The organism is Sphingomonas sp. MS122, assembly GCF_049532975.1.
Taxonomy (GTDB): domain Bacteria; phylum Pseudomonadota; class Alphaproteobacteria; order Sphingomonadales; family Sphingomonadaceae; genus Sphingomonas.
This window is the reverse complement of record NZ_CP186695.1, coordinates 3,207,028-3,227,941: the sequence shown is the minus strand read 5'-3', so window position 1 is coordinate 3,227,941 and position 20,914 is coordinate 3,207,028. Positions and strand designations below refer to the sequence as shown.

The 20,914-nt window shown below is 68.5% G+C and carries 20 protein-coding genes; 9 read left to right on the top strand and 11 right to left on the bottom strand.

Features of this window, described 5'->3' with window-relative positions; translation table 11 throughout:
- Position 1: 1 nt before the first annotated feature.
- The 5 genes from ACO227_RS15725 to purM form a co-directional block, all read right to left on the bottom strand.
- Entirely contained in the window at positions 2–697 is a 696-nt protein-coding gene (locus ACO227_RS15725; RefSeq protein ID WP_423602966.1) for an endonuclease/exonuclease/phosphatase family protein, read from the bottom strand.
- Positions 698–746: 49 nt separating this feature from the next.
- Entirely contained in the window at positions 747–944 is a 198-nt protein-coding gene (locus ACO227_RS15720) for a hypothetical protein (RefSeq protein ID WP_423602965.1), read from the bottom strand.
- A 90-nt stretch (positions 945–1,034) separates the two neighbouring features.
- Positions 1,035–1,412 (bottom strand): MmcQ/YjbR family DNA-binding protein, encoded by a 378-nt coding sequence (locus ACO227_RS15715; protein WP_423602963.1) that lies wholly within the window; start codon positions 1,410–1,412, stop codon positions 1,035–1,037.
- Positions 1,409–1,978, bottom strand: coding sequence for a phosphoribosylglycinamide formyltransferase (gene purN / locus ACO227_RS15710; RefSeq protein ID WP_423602961.1), 570 nt, complete (start codon positions 1,976–1,978; stop codon positions 1,409–1,411). Before purN ends, ACO227_RS15715 begins: the two co-directional genes overlap by 4 nt.
- A complete protein-coding gene (purM, locus tag ACO227_RS15705) occupies positions 1,971–3,065 on the bottom strand; it encodes a phosphoribosylformylglycinamidine cyclo-ligase (protein ID WP_423602959.1) in 1,095 nt (364 codons plus the stop codon). The genes purN and purM overlap by 8 nt, the downstream gene beginning before the upstream one ends.
- 162 nt (positions 3,066–3,227) lie before the next feature.
- Here purM and ACO227_RS15700 point away from each other — a divergent pair, with 162 nt between their 5' ends.
- From ACO227_RS15700 to ACO227_RS15685, 4 genes are read left to right on the top strand one after another with little or no spacing between them, the layout of a single operon-like run.
- Entirely contained in the window at positions 3,228–4,502 is a 1,275-nt protein-coding gene (locus tag ACO227_RS15700; protein ID WP_423602958.1) for a heavy-metal-associated domain-containing protein, read from the top strand.
- Complete coding sequence (locus ACO227_RS15695; protein ID WP_423602956.1) at positions 4,499–5,122, top strand: chromosomal replication initiator DnaA; 624 nt, start codon at positions 4,499–4,501, stop codon at positions 5,120–5,122. The genes ACO227_RS15700 and ACO227_RS15695 overlap by 4 nt, the downstream gene beginning before the upstream one ends.
- 11 nt (positions 5,123–5,133) lie before the next feature.
- Positions 5,134–7,299 carry an RNA degradosome polyphosphate kinase gene (locus ACO227_RS15690; RefSeq protein WP_423602954.1) on the top strand — a complete coding sequence of 722 codons (2,166 nt, stop codon included), beginning with the start codon at positions 5,134–5,136 and terminating at the stop codon, positions 7,297–7,299.
- A gap of 2 nt (positions 7,300–7,301) precedes the next feature.
- Positions 7,302–8,804 carry a Ppx/GppA family phosphatase gene (locus tag ACO227_RS15685; RefSeq protein WP_423602953.1) on the top strand — a complete coding sequence of 501 codons (1,503 nt, stop codon included), beginning with the start codon at positions 7,302–7,304 and terminating at the stop codon, positions 8,802–8,804.
- 39 nt (positions 8,805–8,843) lie between these two features.
- On the opposite strand, the gene ACO227_RS15680 is transcribed toward ACO227_RS15685, so the two are convergent.
- Together ACO227_RS15680 and rnd are read right to left on the bottom strand one after the other, a co-directional pair.
- The gene (locus tag ACO227_RS15680) at positions 8,844–9,125 is read right to left on the bottom strand and encodes an I78 family peptidase inhibitor (RefSeq protein ID WP_423602951.1); all 282 of its coding nucleotides are present in this window, start codon (positions 9,123–9,125) and stop codon (positions 8,844–8,846) included.
- Between the two features lie 11 nt (positions 9,126–9,136).
- Entirely contained in the window at positions 9,137–10,315 is a 1,179-nt protein-coding gene (gene rnd, locus ACO227_RS15675; protein WP_423602949.1) for a ribonuclease D, read from the bottom strand.
- 89 nt (positions 10,316–10,404) lie between these two features.
- On the opposite strand from rnd, the gene aspS reads away from it, so the two are divergent.
- The 3 genes from aspS to ACO227_RS15660 are packed head-to-tail and all read left to right on the top strand — an operon-like array spanning position 10,405 to position 14,260.
- The gene (gene aspS, locus ACO227_RS15670; protein WP_423607374.1) at positions 10,405–12,198 is read left to right on the top strand and encodes an aspartate--tRNA ligase; all 1,794 of its coding nucleotides are present in this window, start codon (positions 10,405–10,407) and stop codon (positions 12,196–12,198) included.
- Positions 12,199–12,207: 9 nt separating this feature from the next.
- Complete coding sequence (locus ACO227_RS15665) at positions 12,208–13,599, top strand: L-serine ammonia-lyase (RefSeq protein WP_423602948.1); 1,392 nt, start codon at positions 12,208–12,210, stop codon at positions 13,597–13,599.
- Positions 13,600–13,609: 10 nt separating this feature from the next.
- On the top strand, positions 13,610–14,260 hold the full coding sequence (locus tag ACO227_RS15660) for a hypothetical protein (RefSeq protein ID WP_423602946.1): 651 nt from the start codon (positions 13,610–13,612) through the stop codon (positions 14,258–14,260).
- A 30-nt stretch (positions 14,261–14,290) separates the two neighbouring features.
- Here ACO227_RS15660 and ACO227_RS15655 read toward each other — a convergent pair whose 3' ends face one another.
- The 4 genes from ACO227_RS15655 to ACO227_RS15640 form a co-directional block, all read right to left on the bottom strand.
- Complete coding sequence (locus ACO227_RS15655) at positions 14,291–16,420, bottom strand: TonB-dependent siderophore receptor (protein WP_423602944.1); 2,130 nt, start codon at positions 16,418–16,420, stop codon at positions 14,291–14,293.
- Positions 16,421–16,540: 120 nt separating this feature from the next.
- Positions 16,541–17,023, bottom strand: a complete 483-nt coding sequence (greB, locus tag ACO227_RS15650; protein ID WP_423602943.1) for a transcription elongation factor GreB — start codon at positions 17,021–17,023, stop codon at positions 16,541–16,543.
- The gene (locus tag ACO227_RS15645; RefSeq protein ID WP_423602941.1) at positions 17,020–17,436 is read right to left on the bottom strand and encodes a GNAT family acetyltransferase; all 417 of its coding nucleotides are present in this window, start codon (positions 17,434–17,436) and stop codon (positions 17,020–17,022) included. The genes greB and ACO227_RS15645 overlap by 4 nt, the downstream gene beginning before the upstream one ends.
- A 1-nt stretch (position 17,437) precedes the next feature.
- The gene (locus tag ACO227_RS15640; protein WP_423602939.1) at positions 17,438–19,447 is read right to left on the bottom strand and encodes a transglycosylase SLT domain-containing protein; all 2,010 of its coding nucleotides are present in this window, start codon (positions 19,445–19,447) and stop codon (positions 17,438–17,440) included.
- Between the two features lie 71 nt (positions 19,448–19,518).
- On the opposite strand from ACO227_RS15640, the gene dapA reads away from it, so the two are divergent.
- Positions 19,519–20,400 carry a 4-hydroxy-tetrahydrodipicolinate synthase gene (gene dapA, locus ACO227_RS15635; RefSeq protein WP_423602937.1) on the top strand — a complete coding sequence of 294 codons (882 nt, stop codon included), beginning with the start codon at positions 19,519–19,521 and terminating at the stop codon, positions 20,398–20,400.
- A gap of 12 nt (positions 20,401–20,412) precedes the next feature.
- Positions 20,413–20,874, top strand: coding sequence for an ankyrin repeat domain-containing protein (locus tag ACO227_RS15630; protein WP_423602935.1), 462 nt, complete (start codon positions 20,413–20,415; stop codon positions 20,872–20,874).
- The last annotated feature ends 40 nt before the right edge of the window (positions 20,875–20,914 follow it).

The window sequence follows — 20,914 nt, the reverse complement described above, 5'->3', positions numbered from 1 at the left end:
CTCAGCTTCGCGCCACCGCGGCCCAGACAGGCAGGTGATCGGATGCGGTGCGCGCGGCGGCGCTGTCGTGCACGCCGCTCTCGGCCACCGCCAGCTCGGGCGAGACCATGATCCGGTCGAGCCGGGCGACCGGACGGCGGGCGTGGAACGAGCGGCCCGTCTCGGCGAAGGTGAAATGGCGGCCGAAGTCGCGCAGGCAGCCCGACTGGGCGCTCCAGTCGTTGAGATCGCCCATCATCACCGTCGGCAGCCGGCGCACGCTGGCGTCGAGATGCGCGAGGATCGCATGCGCCTGGCGCCGCCGCCACAACCCCGACAGGTCGAGATGCATGCCGACCACGCGCACCACCTCGCCATTGACGCGGAGATCAGCCATCACCGCACCGCGCGGCTCGAGCGCGGGCAAGTGCAGGATCTCGCAATCGAGGATCTGCGCCTCCTTGCGAACGAGGATCGCGTTGCCGTGCCAGCCCATGCTGCCGCTGCGCACGCCGAACTGCACCGCCTTCCATGGGCTGTGCTCCTCGAGCAGGTGGGGGGTGATGACGCCCTGACGCGCACCGAAGCGGCGGTCGGCTTCCTGCAGCGCGACCACGTCGGCGTCGATCTCGCGGAGCACCTCGAGCGTCCGCTCGGGCCGCCGCCGCCGGTCGGTGCCGATCGACTTGCGCATATTGTAGCTGGCGACCTTCAGCATCGCCCCTGTTTGCGGGCGCGGGACGGCGGTGGCAAGGGCATGCGATGCGTCAGCGATCGTCGCGGGGCGGCGGGGCGGGCGCCTTGTCGCGCGCTTGGGCGGCGGCGATGACGAGGCGCCGGCCGGTCGCCTCGGCGGCATCGGGCGTCATCGCGAAGGCGACGCCATCGGGCCCGTCGAGCAGCACCAGCCCCGCCTCGACGCTGGCCTCGCCGGGCTGATCGAAAGGTTCGCGCGAGTGGGCCATTTGAGCGGCTCCGTGATTGCGAATGGTCTTTCGAATACTCGGCTGCGCGGGAAAATATCCCCTGTTCAGACCGGCTTGCCGGCGCGGCAGTCAGCGCCCGCCCACTTCGAGCAGGCGGCGCGGGGCGACGAGCTCCCAGCTGATCGCGACTCGGTCGGCGACGCGGTCCCAGTCGGTCGCCGGACGGTCGAGATGGATGCCGACCCAGCCCGACGGGCCGAAATAAGGCGGCCGGTAATAGAGGTCCGGCTCCATCTCGATGAGCATTTGCTGCTCCTCGATCCCGCTGGTCTTGACGATCGCGGCGGTGACGTCGTCGCCATGATGATGGTGCCAGAAATAGGCGAACATCTTGCCCTTGGTGATGAAGAAGGCGGGCATGCCGTGCGAGAGCTTCTCGTCCGCATCGGGCAGCGCGAGCGCGGCGGCACGGAGCTTTTCCAGCGCCGCGGCCGCTTCGGGGGTCATCTGCTCAGCCATTCCGCGACAATGCGGGGATAGAGGCGATGTTCCTCGGCGAGCACGCGTGTCGCCAGGGTTTCGGGGGTGTCGCCGGGCAGGATCGGGACTTGCGCCTGGCCGAGCACCTCGCCGCCGTCGAGTTCCTCGGTGACGATATGGACCGAGCAGCCGCCGTGCGCGTCGCCTGCCTCGATCGCTCGCGCGTGGGTGTCGAGGCCCTTGTATTTGGGCAGCAGCGAGGGATGGATGTTGACGATCCGCCCGCGCCAGCGCGCCACGAAGTCGTCGGTGAGCAGGCGCATGTAGCCGGCGAGGGCGATGGCTTCGACGCCGGAGTCGCGCAGCGCGGCGTCGATCCTGGCTTCGTACTCGGCCTTGGGCATGCCCTTGGGCGCTTGGGCGAAGGTGGCGATACCCCGTTGCGCCGCCCAGGCGAGGCCGGGGGCTTCAGGCTTGTCGGAAGCGACCAGCGCGACCTCGTACGGGCTCGCCGGATCGCGCGCGGCCTCGGCCAGCGCCATCATGTTGGAGCCGCGGCCCGAGATGAGGATACCGAGACGGCGCTTAGCCATTATACGTGGCGGACCAGGCCTCGCGGGCACTCCACGTCTCGGCGCCGCCGGCGACGGTGCAGCCGCGCTGGCCCGCCTCGATCACGCCGATGCGGTGGACAGTCTCCCCCGCGCCCTCGAGCGCCTGCGCGACCGCGTCCGCCTTGTCCGCGGCAACCACTGCGACCATGCCGATGCCGCAGTTGAAGGTCCGCGCCATTTCCTCGGGCTCGATGCTGCCCTGCGCCTGCAGGAACGCCATCAGCCGTGGCTGTGCCCAGGCACCGGCATCGACGCGGGCATGGCAGCCCTCGGGCAGCACGCGCGGGATATTCTCGAGCAGGCCGCCGCCGGTGATGTGGGCGAGGCCGTTGATCGCGCCCTCGCGCAGCAGCGGGAGCAGGCTCTTCACATAGATACGCGTGGGCGCCATCAGCGCGTCGAGCAGGATGGTCTCCTGATCGAAGATCGCCGGGCGGTCGAGCTTCCACCCCTTGTCCGCGGCGAGGCGGCGGACGAGCGAATAGCCGTTCGAGTGCACGCCGGTCGATCCGAGCCCGAGCAGGACGTCGCCCGGCGCGATCTTCTTGCCGTCGAGCAGCCGGTCGCGCTCGACCGCGCCGACACAGAAGCCGGCGAGGTCATAATCGCCATCGGCGTACATGCCGGGCATCTCGGCGGTCTCGCCCCCGATCAGCGCGCAGCCGGCCTGGCGGCAGCCTTCGGCGATCGAGGCGATCACCCGCTCGGCGACACCGGGGACGAGCTTGCCGGAAGCGTAATAGTCGAGGAAGAACAGCGGCTCGGCGCCCTGCACGACCAGGTCGTTGGCGCACATCGCGACCAGGTCGATGCCGACGCCGTCGTGATGGTCATGCTCGATCGCGAGCTTGAGCTTGGTGCCGACCCCGTCGTTCGCCGCGACCAGCAGCGGATCGGTGAAGCCCGCGGCCTTGAGGTCGAACAGCCCGCCGAACCCGCCGAGATCGGCGTCGGCGCCCGGGCGGCGCGTGGAACGGGCGAGCGGGGCGATCGCCTTGACCAGCGCGTTGCCGGCATCGATCGAGACGCCCGCCTGGGCATAGGTATAGGGCTTGGGATCGGTCATCGGGCCTTGCTTGCTTGCGGTACCAGCCCGCTCCCCACCCGGCCACCCATATGATCCTGCCGCTGGGTGGCCGGGTGGGAAGCGGGCTGGTACCGGACTCAAAGTGCCGCCTAGCGATATCGCGCTTGGATTTCCACGCCTGCTTCGCCAAAAGGGCGGCGAATGTCGCGTCGCATCTCCCCCGTCTTCGCCACCACGGCCGCAGTTGCGCTGCTCGCGACGGCCGGCTTCGCCCTCGCTCAGGCCGGGAAGGGCGCGGGCAAGGCCGAGCCGGCGCCGGCCTCCGGCGACAGCTCGGGCAGCTTCGAGGTGAGCGGCGTCGCGGTCGACGTGCGCGCCAAGGATGCGGAATCGGCGCGGCTCGGCGGCTGGCGGCTGGCGCAGCGCAAGGCATGGACGATGCTGGCGCAGCGGCTGACCGGGCAGGGCTCGACGCTCGGCGATTCGGCGCTGGACGGGATGGTCACCGGGATCATCGTCGAGCGCGAGCAGATCGGCCCGAACCGCTATGTCGCCAAGCTCGGCGTGCTGTTCGACCGCAACCGCGCGGCGTCGCTGCTCGGAGTCGCGGCGCAGATGACTCGCTCGCCGCCGATGCTGCTGATCCCGGTGCAGGTCTCGGGCGGCGCGCACCGCGTGTTCGAGGGAAACAGCGTGTTCCTCGACGGGTGGAAGCGATTCCGTACGGGCAACAGCGCGATCGACTATGTCCGCCCGGCGGGCAACGGACCCGACCGGCTGCTGATGAATGCCGGGCAGACGGCGCGGCGCGGGCGCGGCTGGTGGCGCGCGATCCTCGACCAATATGGCGCCGACGACGTGCTGATCCCGACCGTCGAGCTGCGGCGCAGCTATCCGGGCGGGCCGATCGTCGGGGTGTTCACCGCGGGGCACGGGCCCGACAATCGCCGCATCGCGCAGTTCGTGCTGCGGGTGAACGACGGCAATGCGCTGCCCGCGCTGATCGACGCCGGCATCCAGCGGATCGACAAGGCCTATCAGGACGCGATGCGCGCCGGGCTGCTGCGTACCGACCGGCTGCTCGCGACCGAGCCGCCCAAGCCCGAGGTGCCGGTCGAGGAGACCGGCGAGGAAGCGCCGCTCGAACCCACCGACGCGCCGGTCGCTACGGGGGGCACCGCGCTGACCGTCCAGTTCGACACGCCCAACGTTGCGGCGCTCAACGGCGGCGAAGCGGCGGTGCGCGGCGTGCCGGGGGTCAGCTCGGCCTCGACCACGAGCATGGCGCTCGGCGGAATCTCGGTGATGCGCGTCACCTTCGAGGGCAGCCAGGCGTCGCTGACCGCGGCGCTGCGCGCGCGCGGCTGGCAGGTCGAGGAGGGACCGGGCGTGCTGCGCATCCGCCGGGGCGGCGGCGCGCCGGCGGCGCCCGCGACACCGGCTGCCGTCGAAGCCGGGAACGACAGCGACGGATGAGCCAGCTTTCCCTGCCGCTCGACCGGCCAGCCGGCGCGCGTGAGGACAAGTTCCTGGTCGGCGAGGGCAACGCCAAAGCCGTCCATATCCTCGAGCATTGGGCGACCTGGCCGGTGATGGCGGCGATCATCACCGGGCCGCGCAAGTCCGGGCGCAGCCTGCTCGCGCGAACCATGGCGGTGCGCAGCGGCGGGACGATGATCGACGAGGCCGACCGGCAGAGCGAGACGATGCTGTTCCACGCCTGGAACGCGGCGCAGGCGGCGCACCGGCCGCTGTTCCTGGTCGCCGACGACGCGCCGCCCTTGTGGCAGGTCAAGCTGCCGGACCTGCGCTCGCGGCTGGGGGCGAGCCCGATCGCACGGATCGAGCAGCCTGATGACGCGTTGGCGGCGGGCATCCTGCAGCAATTGCTCGATCGTCACGAGATTGCCGCAAATCCCGATGTAGTGGCCTGGGTGATGCGGCGGATCGAGCGGGATTACCTGACGATCCTGCGCACCGCGGAGGCGCTGGAGGAGGATGCCAGCCGCCGCCGCAACCGGCGCTTGTCGATCCCGGCGGCGAAGGCCACATTGACCGCGTCCGGCCTGCTCAAGGCGCCGGATGCGCAACCCTGAAACGAGGAAGCATGTCCAGCCGCGCGCAACTGAAATCCGACGATGAGGCGCAGGGCGAGCCGGGGGCGCGCTATTTCAACCGCGAGCTGTCGTGGCTGGCGTTCAACCGCCGAGTGATGGAGGAAGCGTGCAACACCGCGCATCCGCTGCTCGAACGGCTGCGCTTCCTGTCGATCTCGGGCTCGAACCTCGACGAGTTCTTCATGGTCCGCGTCGCCGGGCTCAAGGGCCAGCAGATGCAGGAGGTCGAGGCGCATTCGGCCGACGGCCGCACTCCGGCGCAGCAGCTGACGGCGATCGTCGAGGACGCGGGCGACCTGGTCGACAGCCAGCAGGCGGTGTGGAACGACATCCGCCGCGAGCTCGGGGATCGCGGGATCGAGGTGCTCGACGCCGATGCCATCAGCGGTAACGTCGCCGAATGGGTCGAGGCCCATTTCCGCACGCAGATCTTCCCGATCCTGACCCCGCAGGCGCTCGACCCCGCGCACCCGTTCCCGTTCATCCCCAACAAGGGGCTGAGCGTGATCTTCGACCTCGTCCGCCAGAGCGACGGCGAGCCCATCCGCGAGCTGGTGCTGCTGCCCCCGGCGAGCCCGCGCTTCGTGCGCGTGCCCGGCGAGCGAGCTTGCTACGTGCCGGTAGAAACGCTTCTCAAGCGCTTCTCTTCGCTGCTCTTTCCGGGATATGACGTCAAGAGCTCGGCGACCTTCCGGGTGCTGCGCGACAGCGATATCGAGCTCGAGGAGGAGGCCGAGGATCTGGTCCTCTACTTCCGCACCGCGATCAAGCGCCGCCGTCGCGGTCGCGTCATCCGCCTCGAGATGGAGGAGAGCATCCACCCCGAGCTCGCCGCGGTGCTGATGGAGGAGCTGGGCGGGAGCGAGGCGCTGCTGACCGAGACCGGCGGCTTCCTCGGCGTCGGCGATCTGTCGATGATCGTCGAGGAAGACCGGCCCGATCTCAAATTCCCGCCCTATTCGCCCCGTTTTCCCGAGCGCATCCGCGAGTTCGGCGGCGATTGCTTCGCGGCGATCAAGGCCAAGGACATCGTCGTCCACCACCCGTACGAGACGTTCGACGTGGTGCTCGCCTTCCTCAAGCAGGCGGCGAGCGATCCCGACGTGGTCGCGATCAAGCAGACGCTCTACCGCGCGGGCAAGCAGTCGGCGGTGATCCAGGCGCTGATCGCGGCGGCCGAGGCGGGCAAGTCGGTGACCGCGGTGGTCGAGTTGAAGGCACGCTTCGACGAGGAGCAGAACCTGCTCTGGGCATCGGCGCTGGAACGCGCGGGCGTGCAGGTGATCTACGGCTTCACCACCTGGAAGACCCATGCCAAGGTCTCGATGGTAGTGCGGCGCGAGGGCGACGAGTTCCGCACCTACTGCCATTTCGGCACCGGCAACTATCACCCGGTGACCGCGCGCATCTACACCGACTTGAGCTTCTTCACCGCCGATCCGCGGATCGGGCGCGATGCCGCGAAGATCTTCAACTACGTCACCGGCTATGTCGAGCCCGAGGATCTCGAGCTGCTCACCGTCTCGCCGCGGCACCTGCGCGACCGGCTGATGGAGCTGGTCGATGCCGAGATCGCCAATGCGCTGGCGGGCAAGCCGGCGGCGATCTGGGCCAAGATGAACAGCCTGGTCGATCCGGCGATGATCGAGAAGTTGTACGAGGCGAGCAACGCCGGGGTCGAGATCGACCTGATCATCCGCGGCATCTGCTGCCTGCGCCCGGGCATCCCGGGCATGTCGGAGAACATCACGGTCAAGTCGGTGGTCGGCCGCTTCCTCGAGCACAGCCGCATCTGGGCGTTCGGCAACGGCAAGGCGCTGCCCAATGACGGCGCCAGGATGTTCATCTCGTCAGCCGACTGGATGCCGCGCAACTTCGACCGGCGGGTGGAGTTCATGCTACCGATCCTCAACCCGACGGTGCACGATCAGGTGCTCGACCAGGTGATGGTCGCCAATCTGATCGACACCGAGCAGAGCTGGGAGCTGGAAAGCGATGGCCGCTACGTGCGCGAGGATCCGGGTCACAAGCCGTTCAACCTGCACCGCTATTTCATGACCAACCCGTCGCTCTCGGGCCGCGGCGCGGCGCTCGAGACGAGCGAGGCGGTGCCCAAGCTGTCGTTGCGTCGCTGGCGCGCCGAGCGTAGCGGGTGAGCGTGTCCACCCTGTTGTTCCGCAAGCCTCGCGCCGAGACGGTGCCCGCCACGCGCCGCACCGGCATCATCGACATCGGTTCCAACTCGATCCGCCTCGTCGTCTATGACGGCGCAGCGCGGCTGCCGGCGATCCTGTTCAACGAGAAGGTGATGGCGGGGCTCGGCCGCTCGCTGGCCGAGACCGGCGCGATCGACGAGGCGGCGCTGGTCATTGCGACCACCGCGCTCGCTCGCTTCGCCAGCCTGGCGCGCGAGATGGAAGTCGATTCGCTGCGCACTGTCGCGACCGCCGCAGTGCGCGAGGCGTCCAACGGCGCGCAGCTGATCGCGATCGCGCGGCGGCTCGGGCTCGAGGTCGAGCTGCTGCCGGGCGAGGCGGAGGCGCTGGCGGCGGGCTATGGCGTGCTGTCGGGCATCCCCGAGGCGGACGGGATCGTCGGCGACCTGGGCGGCGGTTCGCTCGAGCTGGTGCGCGTGGTGGCGGGGACGGTGACCGACCGCGTGTCCTTCCCGCTCGGCGTGCTGCGGATCGCGGCGATTCGCGAGCGCGGCAAGGGCGTGCTCGACCGCACGGTCGCGAAACTGCTCGCCGATGCCGGCTGGACGGGGCGGGGGAGCGGGCTGCCCTTCTACCTCGTCGGCGGTTCGTGGCGCGCGCTGGCACAGCTCGACATGCACCTGACCGGCTACCCGCTGCCGGTGATCCACGAATATACCATGCCGGCGGCGACCGTGACGCGGCTGCAGCGCACGATCGCGCAGCTCGGCAAGAGCAAGATCCGCGCGGTGCCCAACCTCTCCTCGGGGCGCGTCGCGACGATGGAGGACGCGGCCGCGCTGCTCGGCGTGCTGATCAAGCATCTGGGCAGCCGCGAGACGGTGGCGTCCGCCTTCGGACTGCGCGAGGGGCTGTTGTTCGGCGACCTGACGCCGGAGGAACGGCGCGAGGACCCCCTGATCGTCGCGGCGCGCGACGAGGCGCGGCGCTCGGGCCGTTTCCCCGAGCATGGCGACCTGCTCGACCAGTGGATCGCGCCGCTTTTCGACGATCTTCACGACCTGGCAAGACTGCGGCACGCTGCGTGCCTGCTCGCCGATGTCGGCTGGCGCGCCAACCCCGAATTCCGTGCCGGGCGTGGCCTCGAGATCGCGCTGCACGGCAATTGGGTCGGGATCGATGCGCGGGGGCGGGCGCTGCTCGCGCAGGCACTGTTCACCTCCTTGGGTGGCGGGCTCGAATCGCCGTCGCCGCTCGGGCAGCTCGCCACGCTCGACGATCTCGAACATGCCAAGCTGTGGGGTCTGGCGATGCGTCTCGGCCAGCGGCTGAGCGGCGGCGTCGCCGGGCCGCTCAAGCGCTCGGCGCTGGCGATCGAGGACGAGGCGCTGGTGCTGCGGCTCGAGGGCGACGATGCCGCGCTCTATGGCGAAGCGGTCGAGAAGCGCCACCGCGCGCTGGCGGGGGCATTGGGATTGACCGCAGCGGTGGATATTGGTGGGTGACTAATCCTCCCCTTGGCGGGGGAAGGATTTTGGGCCGGATCAGCCGCAGCGGGCGGCGCGGATCCGGTTGCGGTGATCGACTTCGATGTTCAGGCGATCCGAACGGAAATCCATCGTCACGGGCTGGCCGGGACGGATCAGGCGGACCTCGCGGGCGCCGGCGCGCTGCCGCGCGCGCTGGACGACGCCCGGGCGCGCCTCGCGGCCGACCAGCGCCTGCACGCGTCCCGCATCGCAGCGCACGGGGCCGGGCAGCGGCCCGGGATAGGAGGCGCAGGCCAGCAGACTGACAGGGAGCAGCAGAACGGTGAAGCGGATCATGACGCTTTCTCCTACTCTTGAGGCTGTTCGGTGCGAGTCATTTTGAGCTTACCATTTCGCACCGTGAACCCCAACTGTCCCTCGACCAGCGCGAGCGCATCACGCCCGAACTGCTCGAAGCGCCAGCCTTCGAGGATCGCCAGATTGTCGCGCTGGCCCGCGGCGAGCGCCTCGAGATCGTCTGAGCGGGCGAGCAGGCGCGCGGCGACGTTGATGTCGCGGGCGCGGATCTTGAGCAGCAGCTTGAGCAGATCGGCGACCAGCGCGCCTTCCTTGCCCAGCGGGAGCTTGCGGTCGTCGCGCGCGGGCATCTCGGCCGCGGACATCGCGGTCGCGCTTTCCAGCGCCGCCATCAGTCGCCCGCCGATGTCGTTGCCGCCCCATGAGGCGGAGAGACCGCGGACGCGGGTGAGATCGCCCTGCTTGCGCGGCGGATTGGCGGCGAGATCGGCGATCGTCTCGTCCTTGACGATACGGCCGCGAGGCAGGTTCTTGCCCTGGGCTTCCTTCTCGCGCCACGCCGCCAGCGCCTTCAACCGCCCGAGCACATCGGCCTTGCGGCTGGAGACGCGGATGCGCTGCCACGCCTGGTCGGGATCGTTGCGGTAGTTCTCGGGATCGGCGATCCGCTCCATCTCCTCGTCGAGCCACGCGCCGCGGCCGGTCTTGCGCAGCTTCTCCAGCATCTTGGGGAAGATCGCGGAGAGATGGGTCACGTCGGCGATCGCATAGTCGATCTGGCGCTTGTCGAGCGGACGGCGGCTCCAGTCGGTGAAACGCGCGCCCTTGTCCACCGTGATGCCGAGATAGGTCTCGACCAGGTTGGAATAGCCGATCTGCTCACCCTGGCCGAGTGCCATCGCCGCGACCTGGGTGTCGAACAGCGGGTGCGGGGTCTTGCCGGTGAGGTTATAGACGATCTCGATGTCCTGGCCGCCGGCGTGGAAGACCTTGAGCACGTCCTCGTTGTTGACGAGCAGGTCGAGCAGGGGCGTGAGGTCGATGTTCGGCGCCATCGGATCGATCGCCGCCGCCTCGTTCGTATCGGCGATCTGGATCAGGCACAGCTCGGGCCAGAAGGTGTTCTCCCGCATGAACTCGGTATCGACCGTGACGAACGGTTGCTGCGCGAGGCGGGTGCAGAGATTGGCGAGACTTGCCGAGTCTTCGATCAGGCCGTGAATGTGCATCGCAGGCCCATAGACGCGTGCGCGCGGGTTGACAAAGGGCTGTGTGGAGGGGAAGCGCGCCACTTTCGCCAAAGATGTTGAAAGTCACCATGCACGCCTATCGTTCCCACAATTGCGGCCAGCTCAACGCCGCGCAGGTCGGTGAGACCGTCCGCCTTTCCGGCTGGATTCACCGCAAGCGCGATCATGGCGGCGTGCTGTTCGTCGATCTGCGCGATCATTACGGCGTGACGCAGATCGTCGCCGACAGCGATTCGCCCGCTTTGCCGGTGCTAGAAGGGCTGCGCGTCGAATCGGTCGTGACGATCGACGGGCTGGTAAAGGCGCGCTCGGACGCGACGGTGAACCCGAACCTCGCGACCGGCGAGATCGAGGTATTCGCCAAGGGCGTCACGGTGCAGAGCCAGGCCCAGGAACTGCCGATGCCGGTGTTCGGCGACAGCGAATATCCCGAGGATATCCGCCTGCGCTACCGCTTCCTCGACCTGCGCCGCGAGCAGCTCCACGCCAACATCATGCTGCGCAGCCATGTCATCGCCTCGATCCGCAAGCGCATGGTCGAGCAGGGCTTTACCGAGTTTCAGACGCCGATCCTGACCGCCTCGTCGCCCGAGGGCGCGCGCGACTATCTCGTCCCGAGCCGCGTGCATCCGGGCAAGTTCTACGCGCTTCCCCAAGCGCCGCAGATGTTCAAGCAGCTGCTGATGGTCGCGGGCTTCGACCGCTATTTCCAGATCGCGCCGTGCTTCCGCGACGAGGATGCGCGCGCCGACCGTAGCCCGGGCGAATTCTACCAGCTCGACTTCGAGATGAGCTACGTCACCCAGGACGACGTGTTCGCGGCGATCGAGCCGGTGCTGCACGGCGTGTTCGAGGAATTCGCCGACTGGCAGGGCAAGGGGCGCACCGTCTCGCCGCTGCCGTTCAAGCGCATCCCGTACCGCGAATCGATGCTGAAATACGGCAACGACAAGCCCGACCTGCGCAACCCGATCGTGATCGGCGACGTCTCCGAGTTCTTCAAAGGCTCGGGCTTTGGCCGCTTCGCGTCGATCGTCGAGGGCGGCGACGTCGTCCGCGCGATCCCCGCGCCGGGGACGCACGAGAAGAGCCGCAAGTTCTTCGACGACATGAACAGCTGGGCGCAGAGCGAGGGCTTTCCGGGGCTCGGCTATGCGACGCAGAAGGACGGCGTGTTCGGCGGGCCGATCGCCAACAACCATGGCCAGGAGGGCATGAAGGCGATCGCCGACGCGCTCGGCCTCGGCCCCAACGACGGCATCTTCTTCGCCGCGGGCAAGGAGGCGCAGGCGGCGAAGCTCGCCGGGCTTGCGCGCACCCGCGTCGGCGAGCAGCTCGAGCTGATCGATAAGAGCCGCTTCGAGTTCTGCTGGATCGTCGACTTCCCGATGTTCGAATATGACGAGGACGCCAAGAAGGTCGACTTCAGCCACAACCCGTTCAGCATGCCGCAGGGCGAGCTGGAGGCGCTGGAGACCAAGGACCCGCTCGACATCCTCGCATGGCAGTATGACATCGTCTGCAACGGCGTGGAGCTGTCGTCGGGCGCGATCCGGAACCACCGGCCGGAGATCATGTACAAGGCGTTCGAGATCGCCGGCTATACGAAGGAGCAGGTCGACACCAACTTCGCGGGCATGATCAACGCGTTCAAATATGGCGCGCCGCCGCACGGCGGCTCGGCGCCGGGCGTCGACCGCATCGTCATGCTGCTCGCCGACCAGCCCAACATCCGCGAGGTCATCGTCTTCCCGATGAACCAGAAGGCCGAGGACCTGATGATGCAGGCGCCTTCGACCGTCAGCGACAAGCAGCTCAAGGAGCTTCACATTCGCCTTGCGCCGGGTGTCGATCCCGCCTGATAAGGCGGCATGCTCGACGGTTCAGGAATGGCGGCGCGCTCGCGCGTGGAAGCGACGATCGGCCTCGCCGATCTGTTCACCATCGGCATCGGCCCGTCCAGCTCGCACACCGTCGGGCCGATGCGCGCGGCCTTTGCCTTTGCCGATGCCGCGCTCGACCGCGGCACGCCGGTGTCGGTGTCGTGCGAGCTGTTCGGCTCGCTCGCGCTGACCGGACAGGGGCATGCGACCGATACCGCTGTGATCTTGGGGCTGGCGGGCCATCAGCCCGAGAGCGTCGACCCCGACGCGGTGGCGAGCATCGTCGCGACGATCCGCAGCGAGGCACGGCTGTCGCTCGGCGGTCTGGCGCCGGTGCCGTTCGTCGAGGGCACGCACCTCATCTTCCGCTCGGACAAGTTCCTGCCCGCGCACCCCAACGGCATGCGCTTCGTCGCGCATTATCCCGACGGCGAGCCCTACGAGACCTTCTGGTACTCGATCGGCGGCGGCGCGGTGGTCGAGGGCGGGTGCGAGCCGCCGCGCTCGAACGTGACGCTGCCGATGAACTTCTCCTCGGGCGCCGAGCTGCTCGCGGTCGCGGAGGAGAAGGGCGCGACGATAGCCGACATCGTCCGCGCCAACGAGGCCGCCTGGCGCGACGATGCCGAAACCGACGCCTTCCTCGATTCGCTGCGCGCGGCGATGTCGGCGTGCATCGAGCGCGGGATGCGCGGCGAAGGCGAGCTGCCCGGCGGGCTCAAGGTCAAGCGCCGCGCCCGCGACCTGCACAACCGGCTGATCGCGCGCGGGCCACGCTCCGATCCCTCGCTGGTGTTCGACTGGGTGAGCCTGTGGGCGCTGGCGGTGAACGAGGAGAATGCCGCGGGCGGCCGCGTCGTCACCGCGCCGACCAATGGCGCCGCGGGCGTGATCCCGGCGGTGCTGCGCTATTACGAGACCTTCTGCGCCTCGCCCACGCCAGCGGGCGCGCGGACCTTCCTGCTCACCGCGGCGGCGATCGGCTTCCTCTACAAGAAGCGCGCCTCGATCTCGGCCGCCGAGATGGGGTGCCAGGGGGAGGTCGGCGTCGCCTGCTCGATGGCCGCGGCAGGGCTCGCCGCGGCGCTCGGCGCGACCAATGCGCAGATCGAGAACGCCGCCGAGATCGGCATGGAGCATAATCTCGGCCTCACCTGCGACCCGATCGGCGGGCTCGTCCAGATCCCGTGCATCGAGCGCAACACGATGGGCGCGATCAAGGCGATCAACGCCGCGTACCTCGCGATGCACGGCGACGGCAACCATGTCGTCAGCCTCGACGCGGTGATCGAGACGATGCGCCAGACCGGCGAGGATATGCGGTCGAAATACAAGGAAACCGCGCAGGGCGGGCTGGCGGTCAACGTGGTGGCGTGCTGAAGTCGCCGCGATGGCGACCCGCACCCTCGACAAGTTCGTCCGCCGCTACACGACTCTGTCGAGCGCGCTCGACACGCTGGTCCACCAAAGGCTGGTGCTGCTGAGCCCCGCCAAGTGGGACGACACCAACGACGTCGAGTTCATGGAGCTCTACCGCGCGCATGCCGAGGCCAAGTCGGTGCTGGCGCTGTGCTTCGCGATGGCGAGCGAAACCTATCACCACTGGCGCGTCTTCACCCAGGGGATGGAGGGTGTTTGCATCGAGTTCGAGAAGGCTGGGCTCGAGACAGCGGTCGCCGGCACGGCCGGCGTGGTGGGGGCACCGGTCGAGTATCTGCGCGTCCGAGATCTCGAGGCGCTGACGCCAGCCGACGCCCACCGCCTGCCGTTCGTCAAACGCGAAGGCTATAGCGACGAACGCGAGTGGCGGATCGTCGCGACCTGCCGCGACGAACCCAAGCTCTCGCTGCCGGTCGGGATCGACCTCGGCTCGATCACGCGGCTGGTGCTCAATCCGTGGATGCCGCCTGCGCTGGCGGACAATCTGCGCGTGATCATCCGCGGCCTGCCGGGCAGCGCGAAGCTGAAGATCGAGGCCTCGGCACTGACCAACAGCGACCGGTGGAAGGCGGCGGGAAAGAAGATCGCCAAGCCCGAATAAGCGGGGCGCCGAGACGCCCCGCTTCGCGGTTCAGAACTCAAAGCGCAGCGTCGCGCGGACATTGCGCGGCTCGCCATAGACGAAGCCGTCGAACCAGAAATTGTTGTTGAAATAATGCTTGTCGAACAGGTTGTTGACGTTGACCTGCAGCGAGACATGCTCGTCCAGCGCATAACGCGCCATGGCGTTGACCAGCAGATAGGCCGGCTGCCCGACATTCTCGGTCGCGTTGGTCGCGGGATTGACCGCGGTCTTGGGCGGGCGGCTCTCCCAGCGCGCCGAGCCGCCGAGGCTCAACCCGTCGAGTACGCCGCCGAAGTCGTAGCGCGTCGCCATGCGCAGCACCTTGCGCGGGTGGTGAGCCTGCACCGGCAGGCCGGCGGCGTCCTCGGCGCGGAAGGCGCTCCAGCCAAGGCTCAGGTCCCAGCCCTTGACGATCTCGCCGGCGATCTCGGCTTCGTACCCCTCGGACACCGTGCCCGGCACGGGCTCATAATAGGGTTGATTGGTGTCGGGATCGGCCCCCGCGAACCGTGGGAAATTGTCCTGCTCGATGCGGAAGATCGCTGCCGAGGCGCGCAGGCGGCCGCCCATCCACTCGCCCTTGAGCCCGGCCTCGTAATTGTTGCCGACCAGCGGGGGGAGATAGTCGCGGTTGACGTCCTTATAGTCCTGCGGATTGAAGATGCTGGTGTAGCTCACATAGGCCGAGACGTTGCGTGTCACGTCGAGGATCAGGCCGGCATAGGGCGTGAACTTCGCCTTGTGGCTGATCGTGAAGGGGGCAGGGGTGTAGAGCGCCACTTCCTCGTTGCGTTCCCACCAGCTGAACCGGCCGCCCGCGATCAGCTTGAGCCGGTCGAGCAGCTGCAGCCGCGTCGCGCCATAGACGGCATACTGCTCGGTCGTGCCGAAGCCGCTCATGCGGTAGCGTTCGCCCCATGACGGCTCGGGATAGGTGTTGCCGTCCCACTGGTTGAAGTCGCCGATCGGCGCGACGGTGGCGGGATCGGGATCGCGATTGGTCCAACCACCCTCGAGGTGACGATAGGTGCCGCCGAGGATCAGCTCGTGCCGTTGCCCGAACAGGTCGAACCCGCCCTTGAGCGAGGCGCTGGCATGCCATTGCTGCGGTTTGGACTTATACCAATAGGCCGATGCGTCGATGCCGAGGCCGGTGACCGGATCGGGATAGCCGGTCGTCCACAGCAGTTTCGATTCCTCGTCCTGCTGGTGGTAGCTAACGTCGCCGCGCAGCGACCAGTCGCTGCCCAGCCGCTGCTCGACCGTCAGGAAGGCGGTGGTCTCGACCGTGTCCCACCGGTTCCACTGCGCGCCGGTGGTCTTGGAACGCGGCCAGTCGGTGCGCGTGCCGTCGCTGTGCCAATAGGGCAGCTGACCCCACAGGATGCCGTCGCGATCGTCGCGCGAATAGCTCGCGCCCAGGCTGATACGCGTGTTCGCGCCGAGATCGGCGTCAATCACGCCGTAGAGCAGATAGCCGTCGGTCTGCTCGATATCGATGAACGAATCCTGCGCGTAATATTGCGCGACCAGCCGCCCGCGCACCGAACCGTCCCTGGTGAGCGGGGTGCTGATGTCGGCGGTTGCAGCCATCCGGCCCCACGATCCCGCCTCGAGGCTGACATCGAGCTTGAGATCGGGCGAGGTGGCGTGCTTGCGCACCAGGTTGATCGTCGCCGAGGGCTCGCCCGCGCCTTGGGTCAGGCCGTTGGCGCCGCGGATCACCTCGATCCGCTCGTAGATCGCGCTGCTGTTCTCCTCGAGCCCGATATTGCCCGTAACGAAGGGCGCGCCGTCGATCTGGAAGTTGGTGATCTCGAAGCCGCGCGCCGCCAGCATGTTGCGGCCGCGGTCGACCGCCTTGACCGAGATGCCGGTGGTATAGGCGAGCGCGTCGGCGATGTTGGCGACCGCCTGGTCCTCCATCTGCTCGCGCGTGATGACGCTGATCGACTGCGGTGTCTCGCGCGGCGAGAGGTCGAGCCCGGTGGCGAGGCTGTTGGCCTGCTCGCCCCGGCCATAAACGACGATCTCCTCGGCCTTCGCCTTCTCCTCCGCCGTTTCCTCCTGTGCCAGGGCTGCCGTCGGGACCAGCACCAGCGCGACGGTGGTGAGCAAGCGATACGTCGTCGTCATGAAATTCCCCTTCCAGATCGGCGCCGGGATCACCATCACGGGGTCGGGGTGCGGGTCAGCCCGGCGCGATGCGGGCGCCCTGAGCATGATCACTATTGCGAGTCAATCTTATTTGCAAAATCAGGCGGGGTAGGTGATGGAGATCACCTCATACTCCTTCTCGCCCGCGGGCAGCGTCACCCGGCGCAAGTCGCCGATCGCGGCGCCGCGCAGCGCACGGGCGAGCGGGGCGTTCCAGCCGACCAGGCCCTTGCCGGCATCGGCTTCGTCGTCGCCGACGAAGGTCAGGGTGCGATGGTTGTCGTCCTCGTCGGCAATGGTGATGGTGGCGCCGAACCAGATGCGCGACTTGTCTTCCTGCCGCGACGGATCGATCACCTTGGCGGCCTTCATCCGCTTCGACAGCCAGCCGAGCCGACGGTCGATCTCGCGCAGCCGCTTGCGGCCGTAGATATAGTCGCCATTCTCGGAGCGGTCGCCATTGCCCGCGGCCCAGGCGATGGTCTCGACCAGCTTGGGCCGCTCGCCGCCGAACAATGCGTCATATTCCGCCTTGAGCGCCGAATAGCCCGCGGGGGTGATGTAGTTCGGACGGTCGTTCATAGGAGGCTGCGGCCCATAGAGACGCGTGGTTCCTCGGCATAGCCCATGTGCGCCCAGAAGCGCGCCGCTTCACGGTTGGTGCCGCGAACCTGGAGGTTGACCTTGGCGCAGCCCAGCGCGGCCAGCCGCTTCTCGGCGGCGCGGACCAGCTTCTCGCCGATCCCGCAGCGGCGCGCATTGGGGTGGACGGCGAGCTTGTAGAGCCAGCCGCGATGCCCGTCATAGCCGGCGAGGATCGTGCCGAGCACGCGCCCATCCTCGACCGCGACGAGGAACAGCTCGCGCTGCACGGCGAGCTTCCGCGGCACCGCGACCGCGGCATGACTGTGCGGCGGATCCTCGGGAAAGACCGCGCGCCACAGCGCATCGACTTCGCCGAACTGCGCCTCGCGATAGGGCAGGATCTCGATCAACTCAGCCGGGGCGGCTCTTGCCGAGATACCAGCTCAGATTGGCCGGGCCGCGCGACCGCGCGTAATTGGGATGCAGCAGGTCGTACACCACCGCATTCTCGAGCACGCGCTGGACGTAGTTCTTGGTCTCATAGATCGGGATCGCCTCGACCCAGTCGACCATCGCGATGCTGCCGGTACGCGGATCGCCATTGGCGCGGAGCCATTTGTTCACATTGCCCGGGCCGGCATTATAGGCCGCGACCGCGAGCGGGTAGCTGCCGCCGTAGTAGTTCAGCATGCGCTGGAAATAGTTCGAGCCGAGACGGATGTTGTAGTCGGTGTCGCTGGTCAGCGAGGACATGTTGTAGCTGAGGCCGAGCTTGCCCGCGGTCTCGCGTGCGGTGCCGGGCATCAGCTGCATCAGGCCGCGCGCGCCGGCATGGCTCACGGCCTGCTTGTCGAACTGGCTCTCCTGCCGCGCAATGGCGTGGATGATCGTGAAATAGCTTTCCTGGCCCGCAGGCACGCGCACCGACGGATAGCCGGCCACGGTATAGTCGGTGAGCCCATTGAGCAGCGCGCTGCGCCCGACCATCACGCCGAGGTCGGGGCGGCCGATCGTGCGCGACAGCTCGGTGGCGAGCGCGTGGTCCTCGCCGGTGGTGGCGTCGGCGGCGATCTGGCGGATGAACAGGCTCTGGTCCTGCCAGCGACCGAGCGTGCCGAGCATCTGCGCGGCGCGCACCACCTCGCGATTGTAGAACGCAGAGCGCCCAGCCGGCGTCGCACGGGTGAGGTCGGCGGGCGGCGGCGCCTTGAACACCAGCCCGAGCCGTTCGGCGGCGAGCTGGCCGTAATAGAGATCGGAGAAGGCGGCGGCGCGCCGGTAATAGCCTTGTGCCACCTCATTTTGTCCCACCGCTTCGGCGGCGCGGCCCGCCCAGTAGAGGCCCTTGGACTGGGTGGTCGGGGTACGGCTGCCGCGCGAATAGCGGTCGAACATCATCACCGCGTCGGCGGGGCGCCGCAGCTTCTGCATCGCGACGGTGCCGGCGAGCCACACCAGACTGGTATAGTCGTCGCGGATGCCGAGCCCCATCGCCGCGACGTCAGCGCCCGGCGGAAGGGCATCGTCGACCTGGCTGGCGATGGCATAGGCGACGCTGTACTGGCCGTCGCTCTCCGCCGCGCGGGCATTGACGAGCAGCACCTCGTACCATTCCTCGACATTGCCGGGCAGCGTCGCGAGGGCACGCGGGCGAGCGAGCAGTGAGCGTGCCGAGCCGCTCGCGCCGTTGTTGCGGAACCACATCGCGCGGTCGGCGATGAAGCCGGGATCGCGCGCGCCGGCCGCCTCGACCGCGGCGGCCCGCGACGCCGCGTCGGGCCAGTTGTTCTGCATCGCCAGCCGCGCGTCGAACAATGCGCGATTCTGCGGCGAGGTGAAGGCAACCTGGCGCGCCGCGGCGGTGCGCGAATCCTGCCAGAGCAGCGCGTCCATCCGCGCGTCGTGATCGGCGGCGGTCAGGGCGCCGGGGAAGCCGGAGAGGATCGCGCTCTCATCCGCCGGCCGCAGCGCGCCGCTGCGCCATGCCCGGCGCGCCTGCTCGTCGGCGTCGGCGCGGCGCCCGGCGGCGGCGAGCGCCTCGGCGAAGCGCACCCGGCCCGCGGCGGTGAGCGGCGGGAAGCGCTCGAAGAAGCGGACGACGAGGGCCGGGGCCTCGGCGCCCGAGGCGAGCACGGTCTCGGCCGCAGCGCGCCGGCTCGTCTCGCCCGGCCAGCCGGGATGCGCGAGCAGGAAGTTCGCATAGTCGGTGAACGGCCAGCGATCGGACTGCTGCAGCCGCTTCCACTGGTCGAGATTATATTGGAGCGAAGAGCCGGTCGCGGGCACGACCTGCTGCGAGGCGGTCAGCGCAGCGAGCTGCGCCCCGTACAATTCGACTCCGTCCTGCACGACCTGGGATGAGACCGCGACACCCGATACGCCGGCGAGCAGGAGCCCGCTTCTGAACAAAGAGGCAAGCATGCTGGACATGATACGCAAGCGGCGCCTATTGGCCACCCCGATTTTCGGAAGATTGGGGCTTTTTCGCGCAGATGTTCACTGGATCGATACCCGCCCTGATTACCCCGTTCCGTAACGGCGACTTCGCCGAGGACGTGTTTCGCGATTTCGTCGAGTGGCAGATCGCCGAGGGCTCGTCGGCACTGGTGCCGGTCGGCACCACGGGCGAGGCGGCGACGCTGAGCAAGGACGAGCATTTCGAGGTGGTGCGGGTGTGCGCCGACCAGGTGCGCGGGCGCGTGCCGGTGATCGCGGGTGCGGGCTCCAACGACACGCGCGTCGCGATCGGCAACGCCAAGGCGGCGAAGGAAGCGGGCGCGGACGCGGTGCTGATGGTGCCGCCCTATTACAACCGCCCTAGCCAGGAAGGCATCTTCCGCCATTTCGAAGCGGTCGCGGCCGAATGCGAGCTGCCGATCGTGCTCTACAACGTGCCCGGCCGCACCGTCACCGACATCCAGCCTGAGACGGTCATCCGCATCGTCGAGGCCTTCCCCGGCAAGTTCGTCGCGATCAAGGACGCGACCGGCGACCTCGCGCGCGTGTCGCGCCATCGCGCGGCGCTGCGCGGGGGCCTCGCGCAGCTTTCGGGCAATGACGAGACCGCGCTGGCGTTCAACGCGATGGGCGGGGTGGGGTGCATCTCGGTCAGCGCCAATGTCGCGCCCAGATTGTGCGCGCAGTTCCAGGCGGCCTGGGCGGAGGGCGACACCGCGGTCGCGCTCGCGCTGCACGACCGACTGTTCGCGCTGCACCTTGCGCTGTTCACCGATGCCTCGCCGGGGCCGGTCAAGTACGCGGTGAACAAGCTGCGGCCCGAGATTTCCGCCGAGTTGCGGTTGCCGATGGTCGAGCCCGGCGAGGCGAGCAAGGCAGCGGTGGACGCGGCGATGAAGGCTGCGGGCCTGATCTAGGAGGCGAAGGCGATGCCGCAATGGCCGTGGAAGAAGCCGCGACCCGGCGTGGATATCTATGGCCGCAGCCCACTGTGGCATCACGCAGCCGAAGGCGATCTCGGGGCCGCGGCGAAGGCGATCCGCAATGGCGCCGATCCGACCGCGGCGGACAAGGACAATTACGGCGCGCTCCATGTCGCCGTGCAGAACGGCCACGCGGCGATGGTTGAACTGCTGCTGGCCCACGGCGCCGATCCCAATATCGCCGACCGGCACGGCAATGGGCCGCTCTGGACCGCGGGCTATTATGCCGGGCGCGACGCAAAGGGGCCGGACGGGCTCGCGAGCGTCACCGCGCTGTTGCGCGCGGGCGCGGACCCGCATCACCTGAACCGTGTCGGCAAGCCGCCACTGGTCTGGGCGAACAGCAGCGCCGAACTTCGCGCCGTCTATGATGCGGCCGGCTTCACGGACGTGATTCCGGACGCGTGAGGCCTTAGGACTTTCCCTGTGGCGCCGACGCGCCTACATC